Source organism: Streptomyces sp. CLV115, assembly GCF_038448545.1.
GTDB classification, from domain to species: Bacteria; Actinomycetota; Actinomycetes; order Streptomycetales; family Streptomycetaceae; genus Streptomyces; species Streptomyces sanglieri.
Genome location: NZ_JBCEWQ010000042.1, coordinates 1 through 13,811, shown reverse-complemented (window position 1 = coordinate 13,811; position 13,811 = coordinate 1). Strand labels below are relative to the sequence as shown.

At 71.5% G+C, this 13,811-nt stretch carries 13 protein-coding genes; 10 read left to right on the top strand and 3 right to left on the bottom strand.

Features of this window, described 5'->3' with window-relative positions:
• Positions 1-14 precede the first annotated feature (14 nt).
• From AADR41_RS16930 to AADR41_RS16920, 3 genes are all read left to right on the top strand, one after another.
• Positions 15-899, top strand: coding sequence for an NAD-dependent epimerase/dehydratase family protein (locus AADR41_RS16930; RefSeq protein ID WP_342282233.1), 885 nt, complete (start codon positions 15-17; stop codon positions 897-899).
• A 148-nt stretch (positions 900-1,047) separates the two neighbouring features.
• Positions 1,048-1,761: a DUF4118 domain-containing protein gene (locus tag AADR41_RS16925; RefSeq protein ID WP_342282232.1), complete on the top strand. Its 714-nt coding sequence runs from the start codon at positions 1,048-1,050 to the stop codon at positions 1,759-1,761.
• Positions 1,762-1,839: 78 nt separating this feature from the next.
• Positions 1,840-3,348 (top strand): carotenoid oxygenase family protein, encoded by a 1,509-nt coding sequence (locus tag AADR41_RS16920; RefSeq protein WP_342282231.1) that lies wholly within the window; start codon positions 1,840-1,842, stop codon positions 3,346-3,348.
• A gap of 18 nt (positions 3,349-3,366) precedes the next feature.
• On the opposite strand, the gene AADR41_RS16915 is transcribed toward AADR41_RS16920, so the two are convergent.
• Positions 3,367-4,221 carry a hypothetical protein gene (locus tag AADR41_RS16915; protein ID WP_342282230.1) on the bottom strand — a complete coding sequence of 285 codons (855 nt, stop codon included), beginning with the start codon at positions 4,219-4,221 and terminating at the stop codon, positions 3,367-3,369.
• Positions 4,222-4,375: 154 nt separating this feature from the next.
• Positions 4,376-5,032: a Crp/Fnr family transcriptional regulator gene (locus AADR41_RS16910; RefSeq protein WP_342282229.1), complete on the bottom strand. Its 657-nt coding sequence runs from the start codon at positions 5,030-5,032 to the stop codon at positions 4,376-4,378.
• A gap of 380 nt (positions 5,033-5,412) precedes the next feature.
• On the opposite strand from AADR41_RS16910, the gene AADR41_RS16905 reads away from it, so the two are divergent.
• The 5 genes from AADR41_RS16905 to AADR41_RS16885 all read left to right on the top strand — a co-directional run bounded on the left by AADR41_RS16905 (position 5,413) and on the right by AADR41_RS16885 (position 9,952).
• Positions 5,413-5,742, top strand: a complete 330-nt coding sequence (locus AADR41_RS16905) for a hypothetical protein (RefSeq protein ID WP_342282228.1) — start codon at positions 5,413-5,415, stop codon at positions 5,740-5,742.
• A complete protein-coding gene (locus tag AADR41_RS16900; protein ID WP_342282227.1) occupies positions 5,732-7,783 on the top strand; it encodes a hypothetical protein in 2,052 nt (683 codons plus the stop codon). The genes AADR41_RS16905 and AADR41_RS16900 overlap by 11 nt, the downstream gene beginning before the upstream one ends.
• Before the next feature lie 14 nt (positions 7,784-7,797).
• Complete coding sequence (locus tag AADR41_RS16895; protein WP_342282226.1) at positions 7,798-8,520, top strand: hypothetical protein; 723 nt, start codon at positions 7,798-7,800, stop codon at positions 8,518-8,520.
• Complete coding sequence (locus tag AADR41_RS16890; protein ID WP_342282225.1) at positions 8,517-8,789, top strand: DNA-binding protein; 273 nt, start codon at positions 8,517-8,519, stop codon at positions 8,787-8,789. Before AADR41_RS16895 ends, AADR41_RS16890 begins: the two co-directional genes overlap by 4 nt.
• A 77-nt stretch (positions 8,790-8,866) precedes the next feature.
• The gene (locus AADR41_RS16885; protein ID WP_342282224.1) at positions 8,867-9,952 is read left to right on the top strand and encodes a hypothetical protein; all 1,086 of its coding nucleotides are present in this window, start codon (positions 8,867-8,869) and stop codon (positions 9,950-9,952) included.
• 65 nt (positions 9,953-10,017) lie between these two features.
• Here AADR41_RS16885 and AADR41_RS16880 read toward each other — a convergent pair whose 3' ends face one another.
• On the bottom strand, positions 10,018-10,611 hold the full coding sequence (locus AADR41_RS16880; RefSeq protein WP_342282223.1) for a dienelactone hydrolase family protein: 594 nt from the start codon (positions 10,609-10,611) through the stop codon (positions 10,018-10,020).
• 517 nt (positions 10,612-11,128) lie between these two features.
• Here AADR41_RS16880 and AADR41_RS16875 point away from each other — a divergent pair.
• On the top strand, positions 11,129-12,043 hold the full coding sequence (locus AADR41_RS16875; protein ID WP_342282222.1) for an AurF N-oxygenase family protein: 915 nt from the start codon (positions 11,129-11,131) through the stop codon (positions 12,041-12,043).
• Between the two features lie 28 nt (positions 12,044-12,071).
• Positions 12,072-13,721, top strand: a complete 1,650-nt coding sequence (locus AADR41_RS16870; RefSeq protein WP_342282221.1) for an FAD-dependent oxidoreductase — start codon at positions 12,072-12,074, stop codon at positions 13,719-13,721.
• Positions 13,722-13,811 lie beyond the last annotated feature (90 nt).

Genomic DNA, 13,811 nt, shown 5'->3' with positions numbered 1-13,811 from the left:
AGGAGAGTGACTGGATGGCCGCAAGAGCGATGGTCACCGGGGCCGCCGGACGGATCGGGCGAGCGGTCCTCGCGCTGCTCGCCGAGCGCGGGATCGAAGTGAACGCCCTGGTCCTCGACGACCCCGGTGATCTCGCGGCGCGCCTGGTCGTGACCGGTGACGCCGCCGACGCGAAGACCGTGCGGGCGGCTCTGGAGGGCGCCGACGCGGTCATCCATCTGGCGGCGATCCCGACTCCCGCGCGCAACACCGCGTTCGAGGTCTTCGCGGGCAACAGCCTCTCCACCTTCACCGTCCTGGAGGAGGCCGGCCGGGCCGGGATCCGGCATGCGGCGGTGGCGAGTTCCTGGGGGGTCACGGGCCTGCCCTGGACGGCCGCCGAGGATCCGCATCCGCCGTACGCGCCGGTCGACGAGGCGATGGCCTCCCAGGTGGCCGATCCCTACGGCCTCTCCAAGCAGGTCGACGAGCTGACGGCGCAGATGATGGCGCGGCGGCACGGGATGAGTGTGGTGTGCCTGCGATATCCGTACGTGGGCGGCTTCGAGGAACGGCTGAACGCGCACGCCGCCCGGCTCACGGCGGACCCGGCCGCGGGGGCAAGGGAGCTGTGGACGTACCTGGAGGTCCACGACGCGGCGAGGGCCGCACTGCTGGCACTGGACGTGCCCGGCAGTGCGGCGCACACGGTACATCTCTGCGCCCCGGAGATCATCGTGCCCTACCCGACGGAGGAACTGCTGCGCCGCTACCACCCCACCACCGAGCTACGGTGCCCGATCCCGGGTCGCACGGCGCCGGTCGACACCTCGGCCGCGCGCAGACTGCTCGGGTTCACGGCGCACAACCTGCTCGGTCGGGGGGACGGCCGGGAGGGCGCCGGCGGAGACCGGCGCTGACGGCGGCCACCGGCGGTGGTCTGCCCCGTGTGTGCGCCGGGCCCGGCATCAGTGAGTCGTCAAGTTCCCCGCCCACCGGTACCGCCCCGGCCGCTCCGGACGCACGCTGGAAGGCAGGGAGGCTCCGCCGAGCCCTGCGAGGTGTGTCATGAGATCTGGCCCGCGGGTCACCGCCGCCGTGCTGGCCGGGGTGCTGGCCCCGCTGCTGATGGCGCTGGCGCTGGTCCCCTTCCGTACGAGCGTGACCCACACGAATGCCGCGCTGCTCCTGGTCGTCGCGGTCGTGGCCGTCGCGGCACTCGGGAGCCGCCTCGCGGGCGCCGTCGCCGCGCTGTCCGCCGCCGCCTGGTTCGACTTCTTCCACACCGAGCCGTACCAGAGCTTCCACATCCAGGGCCGGGCCGACATCGAGACCGCCGTGCTGCTCCTGGCCGTCGGGCTGATCGTGTCCCAGCTGGCCGCACGGGCCCGGACTCTCGAACGGGTCGCGGTCACGGACGCCTCCCACCTGGAGCGGCTGCACGGTACGACGCGGATGGCCAGGTCGAGCAGCTCCGCCGACGATGTGGTCCACCGCGTCCGGCAGGAACTGGTCGAGGTGCTGGAGCTGCGCGCGTGCCGCTTCGAGTACGGGGCACTCATCGGGCGTCCGCCGCGCCTCGACCCGGACGGCAGCGTGTACGTGCCGGGCTGGATCTGGGACGTGGACCGGCAGGGCTGGCCGGACGGCGAGATCGAGCTGAGGGCCACCGTCCACGGCCACTACCAGGGACGCTTCATGATGACGCCCGAGCCGGGCGCGGCCCCCGCGCCGCTGGAGGCGCGTCTGGTCGCCGTGGACCTGGCGGCCCAGGCCGACTGACGCGGCACCGACGGCGCAGCAGACTCTTTCCCAGCACCGGTGAGGACCGCCGGCACCGATCACGGACGGGGAAGAGCGATGAGCAGTCACACACGCCGAAGGATCCTCCAGGGAGCGGCGCTCGCGGCGGCCGGCAGTGTCGTCGGAGGTTACGGCCTCGGCCACTCGGCCACCGAGGCGCAGGCCGCCACCCTCGGTACGGCGGCCGGGAGCGGCGAGTCGCACCCCTTCCTGGAGGGCGCGTTCGCGCCGGTCACGGAGGAGCTCACCGCGTTCGGCCTCGAAGTCACCGGCCGGGTGCCGCACGACCTGGACGGGCGCTGTCTGCGTACCGGCCCCAATGTGCTGGGGCTTGAGGACCCGCGGGCCCACCACTGGATGCTCGGCGACGGCATGGTGCACGGGGTGCGGCTGCGCGGCGGGCGCGCCGAGTGGTACCGCAACCGGTGGGTGCGCTCCTCGCAGGTGGCACGGAAACTGGGTGAGCCGTACCCGGGCGAGGTGCCCCCGGACGACTTCCCCTGCAACACGCACGTCATCCCGTACAAGGGACGCATCCTGGCCCTCCAGGAGAGCGGGCCGCTGCCGTACGAACTGGACGGCGAGCTGAACACGGTGCGCCCGTACGACTTCCGTTCCACGCTGAAGGGCGCGTTCACCGCGCACACCAAGTACGACGTGACGGCGGACGAGCTGCACGCGGTGGCGTACTACCCGACCTGGGACCACGTACGGCACCTGGTGATCGACCGGACCGGACGGGTGGCGCGGACCAGCAGGATCCCGGTGGCGGACGCCCCGATGATGCACGACTTCGCTCTCACCGAGAAGTACGTGGTGGTCGTCGATGTGCCGATCACCTTCGACATGGCGGCCGCCGAGGCGGGCGCGCTCGTGCCGTACATCTGGAACCCGAAGCACCCGATGCGGGTGGGGGTGATGCCCCGGGCCGGCGGCACCACCCGCTGGTTCGAGATCGACCCGGTGTACTACTCGCACACGCTCAACGCCTATGACCAGGGCGACACCGTCGTCATGGAGCTCATCACCATGCCCGCACCGTTCTACGCCGCGGGCCGGGGCAACGGCGGCCCCTCCGCGACCGGCACCCCGGTGCTCGACCGCTGGACCATCGACCTGCGCGCGGGCCGCGTCCGCCGCACCCGCGTCGACGACCTGCCGCAGGAGTTCCCGCGCGTCAACGAGGCCCTGGTGTCGCGGCGGCACCGTTTCGCGTACACGGCGAGCGCGGCGGAGATGTGGCGCGCCTACGAGACGGTGGACGGGGTGCCGCCGGACGAGAAGTTCACCAACTGCCTGGTCAAGCACGACATGCTGCGCGGCAGCCGCCAGGTGCACCGCTTCCCGGACGGCGCGGCGGCCGGCGAGCCGGTGTTCGTGCCGCGCCGCGGGGCCCGCGACGAGGACGACGGCTACCTGCTCGCCTATGTGCACAACCCCGACCGCGGCGCGAGCGATCTGGTCATCCTCTCCGCGCAGGACTTCACCGCCCGCCCCCTGGCCCGCGTCCACCTGCCGGGACGTGTGCCCCTCGGCTTCCACGGGAGCTGGGTGCCGGACGCGTGAGGGGACCGTTCCCCGGCGTCAGGTGTCCCTCCTGTGCCGGGTCACCGTGACCCGCTGACTGCCGTGCACCGTACCGGTGTTGATGTTTCCGTTCGGGGCCCTGTTCGTCACCCGGCCGCCTTCTGATCCGTGACCCCGTTCTCCTCCCTCCGGTCCGCGGGCGACGCCGGGGCCCTTGTCCGCGGCGTCGCCGGAGGTGTGCGGATCGTGCAGCGGACCGGAGGGAGTCGGCACATGGATCCAGGCCCGCTGCGCGAACCGCTTGCCCTCGACCGTTGCCGGCACTTCGATGAAGTGGTCCGGATGACGGCCCGTGTACCCACTGGCGACCGCATCCTGGTAGCAGCGGTCCGACAGAATGGCCGCCACCTGAGTGACGTTCTCCCTGGAGGACGCCAGTACGGCTTTCACCGGGCGGGAGTCGAGCAGGCGATGCGTGTCGTTGCGGACCGTCCCGTTGCCTCCGAACTCGTCTCCGGTGTCCGGGAGCGGACCGATGTGGAGGCTGACCCGGAGCCGGATCGGCAGGGCCCCGAGGGCGTGAATGTTGATCTCGGTCAGCACTTCCTGGAGCGTGAGCAGCCACGGATGGATGACGAAGGGCATCAACGACGGGTCGAACCCGAGGACATAGCCGTCACCGGTGGAAGCGGGGAACCTGCGTTCGGTCCACAGCTCGGCCAGTCCCGCCCGCTCCAAGGAGGCCCTGAGCAGGTCGGGCACCGCCCGGCTGACGGCCTCGTGCTCGATCGCGGGGAGGCCGGTGAAGTCCTTGGCGTCCACAGCGATGATTCCCCGGCACGGGGGCAGCGGACGGCTGCGGCTGTAGGGCGCCGCGGTGGCCGTGGGCAGTGCGGTCTGTTGTTCGTGCATCGTCACTCCTCTGCGAGGTTCCGTCCGGGCCCGCATCGGCCCGGACGGGCAATCGGCGCTTCGTCTCTGCGCCCTGTGAGCGTCACAGGGCGACGGGGAGAGCTCCGCTCCCGCAGTGCGGAAGAACGGTGATCCACGCCACAGTCGCCGCCGCTCAGATGCCGTCCGAATGGTTGAGCAATCGGCGCAGGTACGTCTTGTCCAGGACTTCGATGTGCGTCCTTCCGAACCGCACCCGATGGGGCCCGAACCGTTCCAGCACCCTGGTGACGGAATTCCGGCCGACTCCCAGGTGTTGCGCCAGCTCTTCCCTGGTCAATGAAAACGCGCAGGATCCGGAGATCTCGATCAGCCGGAGCAGCGTTGCCGCGAGCCGCTGATCGATTTCTCCCTCGCACGCCTGGGTCTGCTCGCGCAGTCGGCTCACCGCATGCAGGAAAAGCTGATCCGCCAGGCCGTGCTGCTTGACGAAGCCCCGGAAGGCGCTCGCGGGGATCACCGAGACTTCACACTTGCTAACAGCTCGAACATGGGCAAGCCGTACGCCGCCGTCCCGCACCGCCATCTCCCCCAGCACCTCCCCCGGCCCCCGGAAGGCGAGCAGCCGGTCCCTGCCGTCGAGGTCCCCGCGAACCACTTTCACGATGCCCTGTATCAGTGCAAGTGCATGTGAACCGGGCTCGCCCTGATGCAACAGGACCGCGCCCGCCTCGTGCCGGCGTCGCGGGAAGCCCGCCAGCCCCTCCCATGCCGGCGCGGGCACGAGTTCACGCAGGACCCGAGCCGGCGAAATGCGCTTCTCTTCGCTCATGCGATCACATTAGAGGATTGCGTCCGCGCCCGATGCGGAATATCCGATTCCCCTTTCCGTCGATTAATCCACCCGTCATGACACAACCTCTTTTCGATTATGGATCACCCATGACATTCCGGACTCAATTCCTGCTCCCGGACCCTTTAAGGCCGCTGCGGAGAACCCCGTCGCCGATCGGTGGTTCGAATGTTCGGAATGTGATGACCGACATCTTCCTTCTGCACTGCGGGAGCGGATACCGGCCCTGCGGCGCGGAATTCTCGGATCGCCAAGGAAAATGCCGGCGGCCGTTCGGCCCGACCGGCCCTCTCCCGGAGGGAGCCATGCGAGAACACGGGAAGAACGTGAGTGGCACTCGTCGTGCACGGCGAGCCGATGTGCCGGCGGACCTCGGAATCATCCATCCGCCGCCCGGCCGGACCGGCGGGGCCGACCAGGACGACCACACGGTGGAAGCGGTCCTCGACGCGCTGCACACCGCGGGCTGCGTGCCCACTCCCGGGGAACTCGGCCGGCTGGGCGAGCTGCTGCGGTCCCTGCGCCACGACGGGTCCACCGCTGACGAGCCGGCTGCGCCCGCGAGGTCGTACACCGCGCTGAGTGCCCCGCGAGGCGTCATCAACACCGGTTGTGTCCACGGCGGGCAGCACGTGAGCGACATCTCCGTGTCCGGTGACTACGTCCGAGGAGCCGACGATGACGTCTGACACCAGCTCCGTGGACCGCGCCCTCAAGGACCTTCTCCCCGGACTGGACCGGGACCGCGGGATGCTGGTGCTGGCCCCGAACGGCACGGTCAACACCGGTGTGGTGCAGGGCGATCAGCGCAATGTGTCGAGCTCCGGCGCGCCCCTCGACCGCCCGGGGACACCGGTACGTCAGGGGCCGGTGCGGGCGAAGGATCTTCAGGTCGCCCGGCGCCGTTTCGTTCCGCCCGCGACCTTCGCGGCAGGTCTTGCCGCGCTGGAGTCGGGCATCCTCTTCCTGGTCGGTGAACCCGGTACGGGCCGGCTGACGCTGGCGCTCAATCTGCTGGCCCACCGGCACGAAGACCCGACGCTGATCCAGATCGACGGAGCGGTGGACCTGGCGCACTGGCGCCCTCGGCCGCACGGAGTGCACGGCTACCTGGTCATGAAGCCGGGCGCCCCGTTCACGCTCAGGCCCTGGGAGCTGTCCGACCTGGAGGCGGCGCTGGCAGCGGCGGACGCGCACCTGGTCGTCGTGGTTCCGGATGTTCCGGGGCCGACCCGGTTCCTGGAGCGGGACTTCGGCGGCCAGGTCGTACGCCACCGGCCGCCGGACCCGGCCGAGGTCTTCGCCGCCCACTTCGCGGACGGCTGCCCCGACCCGCGTGACCGTGCCCGGATTCTGGAGCCGCTCGGGCCGGACTTCCTGTCCTCGGTCCTGCCCGCCGGGCTGCCGCCCGGGCATGCGGCACGGGCGGCGGAGACCGTGTGCCGGCCCGGTGCCGTGGGCGCGGCCCGGCCGGCCGAGGAGGTGTCGGCCTGCCTCGCCTCGGCGGAGGCCCAGGAGCTGTTGGCGCGGGCGGAACACGATCCGGAGCTGCTGACCCACCTCTTCTCGGTCTGCGTGTACGGGGGGATGGACCGCGACGTAGTCGTCGAGCGGGCCGCCGATCTGCTGGCGGCAGCACACCTGGCGCCGGACACCGGTTCCGTGGGCCACGGTCGCCGGGAACCCATGAACGAACCGGAGTTCCGCCTGGTTCGTCAGCGTCCGCTCAGGGACGTCCTGCGCGACGTCGGAGCGCACTGCGCACCCGGGAACGGCGCCGGGGACGGGCCCGGGACGGTGGCGTTCTTCTGGCCGGCGGTCGGTGAGGCCGTGTGGGATGTGGTGTGCGGCGAGCACACCGAACTGCTGCCACTGCTGCACGACTGGCTGGGCGGGACGGGGACCGCGGTGCAGGAGATCGAGCGTGCGGGTCGTGCGGTGGCGGGGATGGTCGTGCGCACCGGAGGACGGACACTCGGACTCGTCCAGGAACTCGCCCTGTCCACCGGCGGACCGGGGTTCGAGGTGGCGGCGCGCTCCCTCGGAACGGCGGCGATCGACCCCGGGGTCGCTCACAAGGTGCACGGCCTGCTGCAGGAGTGGAGCGACGCACCCGATCCGGCGCTGCGCTCCGCGGTGGCGTACGCCTGCCGCTGCGACCCGGGCGGGGTGGCGGCCGAACACGCCCTGAGGTTGCTGCACGGGGTGGTGAACGGGGCAGGTGACGACCCCGAGGACATCTCGGTGGCGGCGGCCGTCGAGGAGACGCTGATGCAGCGGTTCGCGGTGGGGGAATCGGCCACGAGGGAGGCGATCACGCGTCATCTGGCCGCCTGGGCACGGGTCGAGGACGTGGCAGGTCTGATTGCCTGCCTCACCTTTCCCCGCCTGGTCGGCTCCGACCATGCCTGGTTCGGCGGCCGGATGCTCGCCGGGGGAACGACGGCCCCGGACGTCGCGGAGCTCACCGTGCGGGCTCTCAACGAGGCCGCGTCGTACCCGTCGATGAGAGAGACGCTGCTCGCCTGGTGCGAAGGCCCGGACGAGACGTCGCGGCCGGATCCGGCCGTGGAGGAGCTGTTCGTACGGCTGGTCGACTCCAGGCAGCACGGGTTCCTGCGCCTGCTCCTGTCGATCGAACGTGGCGGCGACACCATGCCCGGCAAGGAGCTCGCGGCACGCTGCCTGACCGAGTGGCGCAGCAGGAACCAGCCCCAGCAGACCGACTGATCAGGAGGACGACCATGGCATCAACCTCTGGGCCCGGACTGTTCGACTCCATCGAACGGGAGTTGAACGGCAGAAGGACCGCACCCGGGCTGTGGCTCGACGACGGTTCCGGCGCCGCGGGGACCTCGCTCTCCCCGGCGCGGGCGCGCCCGATCCTGTACGACCGCTCGGTGGACCCCGCCGTGCGAACCTCGCTGTGGCGCCAAGCGGTTGTGCTGGCGCAGGCCGATGCGGACCGTTCCGGCTGGCCGCTGTGTGTGGTGTGGCTGGCCCTGCCCGGGATGCGCCGCACCGTGTCCCGGATCAGGGACCGCTTCGGCACGGCCCGTGAGGACGTGGAGGCCGAGCTGGTCACGGCCTGCCTCGAAGCGCTGCGGGGAGCGGGACCGGAGACCGCCGATCCCGGATCCGTACTGCTGCGCTCCGCGTGCACCCGGGCATGGAACTCCGCGCGCCGGGCCCGTGCCGAGACCGCGGTCGAGGATGTGGACGCGGTCGCCGGGGCGCGCCAGGGGGCGAGCGGCCACTGGCAGGTGGATTTCGAACGTGCGGAGAGCCCGGCCGGCCTCCGCGCACCCCTGCGGATCACCGTTCCGGCCGGCCGGGTCGAGGGCGTCCGGGTCGGGGCCCTGGCGCAGGAGTGGGGCCTGACCGGCACCGTGGACGAGGCCCGTCGTCTCCGGCGGGGGCGGCGGGTCGGAACGCTGTCCGTGCGAAGCGCGGGGAGGCGCGGATGAACGAGCGTGACGAGACGCCCCTGACCTTCCGGGAGGTCTTCGATCTCCCGGTGAGCGTGGACCTCAGGACGGCAGCCCGGGCGTTCGGCATGTGCATGGGCACCGCGTACCGGCTGGTCGGCCTCGGCGACTTCCCGTGCGAGACCGTCCGGGTCGGTCACCGCCACCGGGTCCTCACCGTGAATCTCATGCAGGCGCTGGGCATCGACGAGAGGCCCGTCTACGCCGACGACCTCGCGGACGGCGTGGCCCTGACGCTCTTCGACTGACACCGCTCCAACGGGCCGGCCGGTTTCGGCCGGCCCGCGCCGTTCCGGCAGTTCAAGAACCCTGGAGGAAATCCGCCATGCCCACATGCTTCGCGATCGGCCCGGCCGGCAGTACCCGTGTCGCCGCCGACGGCACCGTCCATGACATGGATCAGCGCTCCACCGTCTTCTACGAGGAGGTCGTTCGGCCCGTCTGCGAACGGTTCGGCCTGACCCTGGTCCGGGCCGACGAGGTAACCGGCGCGGACGCGTTGTCCGAGCGGTCGCTCCGGCATCTCGTCGACGACGACATCGTCATCGCCGACGTCACCGGGGGCAGCCCCGAGCTCGTCTACGGCCTCGGTATCCGGCACACCACCGGCCGGCGCACCGTGCACCTCTGCGAGGCGGGCACGGCGCCCTTCGTCTCCGGTGCGTTCCCGACCGTCGAATACCCGGCTCTGCCGCTCGGTTCGGCCGAGGCACGGCAGGTGCTGGCCACGACGCTCGCGGAGGGGCTCTTCGGAGCGGGCCCTCTCCTGCCGCCCGCACGCGTTTCGCTCCCCGGGGCGACGGGCACGGCCGGCGCAGAGGCCGCGGACGGCCCGGTCCCGTTCACCGCGCAGGACGAGGACCCGGGCTTCTGGGACCGGGTGGCCGACGCCGAGGCGGCGATGGAGGCGATCGTGGGCGACATGGCCGAGGTGGACGCGGCGCTCCTGGACCTCGCCGCCATGGGCGAGTTGCTCAACGAGGAGATGCTCCGCGCCAATCTGCCGGGAACCCCGACGAGCGCCCGGCTGGCTGCCCTCAACCGCTTCGCCAAGGCCATCGAAGGCCCGTCCGACGACCTGGAAGCGGCATCGGGGCGGTTCGTCGAACGGATGAACATCGCCGCCGATGCCATGAGCGCCTTCCTCCAGTGGGCTCGGGACACCCCTCGCCACGAGTGGACGGACGAGGTGGACGAGCTGCTGGACCAGGTGATCGGGACGGCCCAGGAGGTCCGGCAGGCGGCGGGCAGCGTCCGCGAGGTCGAGCCCCTGATCCAGATGCTCGGTATGGCCAGCCGGCAGCTGCGCAGGCCGAGCCGGAAGATCGGTGCCTCTTTCCAGGCCATGCTCACGAGCCTGGCCATGTTCGACGAGTGGGAGAGCACGGCCCTTTCTCTGAAGCGCAGTTGAGCGATCCTCCGCCCTGATCCGGGCCGGGGCCGGCAACACGGTCCCGGCTCTGCTCGACCACCGTGTCACGCGGCGCGGTCGTCGGTGTCCCGGGAGCGGAGGAACGTCAGCGTGCGGTCGAGGAGAAGTGCGGTGGCCGCGGCGTCGTAGGACGGCAGGGAGTTGTCGGCGAACAGGTGCCGGTCGCCGGGGTAGAGGTGAAGTTCGGCGTCGGCCGCCTCGTCGACGAGGGCGCGGGCCGCGTCCGCGTCGCCCTCGTCGGTGAACAGGCGGTCCGCCTCCATGGCGTGGATGCGTACCGGGAGCCGTGCCGGCCACGTCCCGAAGGCCGAGCTCGGGACGCAGGAGTGGACGAACACGGCGCCGCGTGCGCCCGGTCGGGTCTGGGCCAGTCGCTGGGCCGGCAGCACGCCGAGGGAGAACCCGATGTACACCAGCTCCGCGGGCGCGTCGGTCACGGCACGGACGCCCCGGTCGAGCAGTTCGTCGAAGCCGGTCTTCTCCGCGTACGCCAGTCCCTCGTCCAGAGTGCCGAAGGTGTGGCCGTCGTACAGGTCGGGGGTGTGCACGGTGTGCCCCTCGCCACGCAGGACGCCGGCGAAAGCGGTCACACCGGGGGTCAGCCCCTGGGCGTGATGAAACACGAACACTTCGGCCACCGTGAGCCTCCAACAGCCTTCGGACAATGATCGATCCACGAATCTAGAAGGTCCGGGGGGGCCGTGTACAGCAACGGCTCCCCGGGCCGCGGGGCCAGGGAGCCGCGCGCGGCGGGCCGCCTCGTTCCTCGCGCGGGAGCGCCGGCGTCACCGGCCGGTGGGTGTCGGCGTCGGGCTCGTCGGGGGGCGCCGGCAGGGACGTGGAGCAGTGCCGCGGGGCCTTCGGCGACGGGTGGGACGGACGGAGGGACCGGAACGGCGCGGTGCCCCGAGATGCGGATCGCGGGCCGCCACGGATGCCCGCCCGCCCGTCGGGCCGATGATCGATCGCGCGGATTCGTCACGAGGGGTAGGCCCGCACACCACTCTTGCTATACGTTCCGTCCAACAGCTTGCTAGACACCACGTCTAACAAGCGATGGAGACGCCCGGCAGCCGAGTACCCGTCGAACGGGCAGGGGATGGGGATCGCGGTCGGCCGGCGTCGAGTCGATCTGTCGAATCGAGGAGCCGCACCATGGCAAGCAGCACCCTTCGGCCGGAGGACCAGGACCGGCTCGACGAGCAGGACGTCGCCCGGCGGCTGCTCGACTCGTCGGCGAAGCTGTCGTACGACCCGGTCACCGAGGTGGACTGGGACACGCCGCTGGACAAGGACTTCCACGGCGCGAGCCCGGAGTGGAGCACGCTCTACGGCACGGCGTACTGGAACGAACTGACCGACGCGCAGCGCAAGGAGCTGACGCGGCAGGAGGCCGCCTCGGTGGCCAGCACCGGCATCTGGTTCGAGATGATCCTCCAGCAGATGGTGCTGCGTGACATCTACACGACCGACGCGACCGACCCGCGCTTCCAGTGGGCCCTCACGGAGATAGCCGACGAGTGCCGACACTCCATCATGTTCGCCCGCGGGGCGGCGAAGCTGGGCGCCCCCGCCTACCGGCCGCGTCGCGCGGTGGTCGAACTCGGCCGGGCGTTCAAGACCCTCGCGTTCGGCGAGGCGGCGTACGCCGCGATCCTGGTCGCCGAGGAAGTGCTCGACGTCATGCAGCGGGACTGGATGCGGGACGAACGGGTCGCACCGTTCGTCCGCACCATCAACAACATCCATGTCGTGGAGGAATCACGGCACATGAAGTTCGCCCGCGACGAGACCCGCAAACGGCTCCGGCACGCGGGCCCGCTGCGCCGGCAGCTCAACGCGTTCGTGATCGCGGTCGCGTCCTACTTCATCGTGACCAGCATGGTGAACCGCAAGGTCTACGAGAACGCCGGGCTCGACACCCGGCGCGCCCTCGCCGAGGCCGGTTCGAACGAACACCACAAGTCCCTGATGCGGTCCAGCTGTTCGGGACTCATGGAGTTCCTGGCCTCGGCGCGTCTGCTCACCGGGCCCGCACTGGTCCTCTACAAGCGCGCCAACCTGATCTGATCCGAGCCGAGCGACCCGAGCTGACGAGATGACCTACGCCATCACCCAGACCTGCTGCAGCGATGCCACCTGCGTCGCCGTGTGCCCTGTCAACTGCATCCATCCGACGCCGCAGGAGCGGGACTTCGGCAGCACGGAGATGCTGTACGTCGACCCGAAGACCTGTATCGACTGCGGTGCCTGTGCGGACGCCTGCCCGGTCGACGCCATTTTCCCGGTGGACGGCCTGCCCGCCCCGCAGGCCGGGTACGCCGCGATCAACGAGGCGTATTTCGCCGGGCAGGAGCCCGGTCCGGACAGCACGGGACCGAACTTCCACCACTGGAACGCGCCGTCCTTCGAGCGCAGTCTGCCCTCCGACTTCGCGCCGATCCGCGTCGCGGTCGTCGGCACCGGCCCGGCCGGGATGTACGCCGCCGAGGACCTCCTGCTGCACACCAACGCCGAGGTGACCCTGGTCGACCGGCTGCCCGTGGCCGGCGGGCTGGTCCGGTACGGCGTGGCGCCCGACCACCCCGCGACGAAGAAGGTGGGCGACACCTTCGCGCGCTTCCACGCGCACCCGCGGGTACGGATGCACCTGGGGGTGGAGATCGGCAAGGACATCACCGCGGCGGAGCTCGCCGCCCACCACGACGCGGTGATCTACGCGGTGGGCGCCTCCACCGACCGCCGCCTCGGCGTCCCGGGCGAGGAACTGCCCGGCAGCATCTCGGCGACCGCGTTCGTGGCCTGGTACAACTCCCACCCCGAGGTCGCACCGGACGCCGTCGGCCTGTCCTCGGAACGGGTGGTCGTGGCCGGCAACGGCAATGTCGCGCTCGACGTCGCCCGTATCCTCGTCGCGGATCCGGCGGCCCTGGCCGGTACGGACATCGCGGATCACGCGCTCGCGGCGCTGCGCGCCTCGAAGGTGCGCGAGGTGGTCGTGCTCGGCCGGCGCGGACCGGAGCACGCGGCGTACAGCGCCTCCGAGTTGCTGGCCCTCAAGCACCTGCCGGGCGTGCAACTCGTGGTCGACGACCACGATCCGCGGACCGCCGCCACGATCGACGGCGCCACGGCGGGCGAGAAGGCCGGGCTGCTGCGCGGCGTGACCCGCGAGACGGTGGACTGGTCGCGCACGCCCGGGGCGGGACGGCGCATCGTCCTCCGGTTCCACTCCGCCCCCGCCCAGGTGCTCGGCGACGACGCCGTACGGGCCGTGCGCGTGACGGGCGGTCCGGGCGAGCTGGACCTTCCGGCCGGCATCCTGCTGCGGGCGGTCGGCTATCGCGGCGAACCCGTGGCGGGGCTGCCCTTCGACGAGGCGACCGGTACCGTCCCGCACGAGGGCGGCCGGGTGACGGGGATGCCCGGGACATACGTCGTCGGCTGGATCAAGCGCGGGCCCTCGGGCGGCATCGGGGCCAACCGCGCCTGCGCCGCCGAGACCGTCGGCACACTTCTGGAGGATGCCGTGGCCGGCGCCCTGCCCGCACCGGTGCCCGCGCCCAGGGCGTTCCTCCGGCTGGCCCGGAGCCGCAGCCGCCATGTCGTCGACGCCAAGGGGCTGGCCGCGATCGACAGGGCGGAGCTGGCGCGTGGCCGCGACGGCGGGCGACCGCGGGTCAAGTTCGGCACGGTGCCGGAGCTGATCGCGGCGGCGAAGGGCGGCCGTTGGAAGCTGCCGGGCTGAGACGCCGGAGGGCGCGGGACGGGCGCCGGACACGGGCTCCGGGTACCGGGTACCGGGACGGGGACGGCGCCCTCCCGACCGCCACCCAGC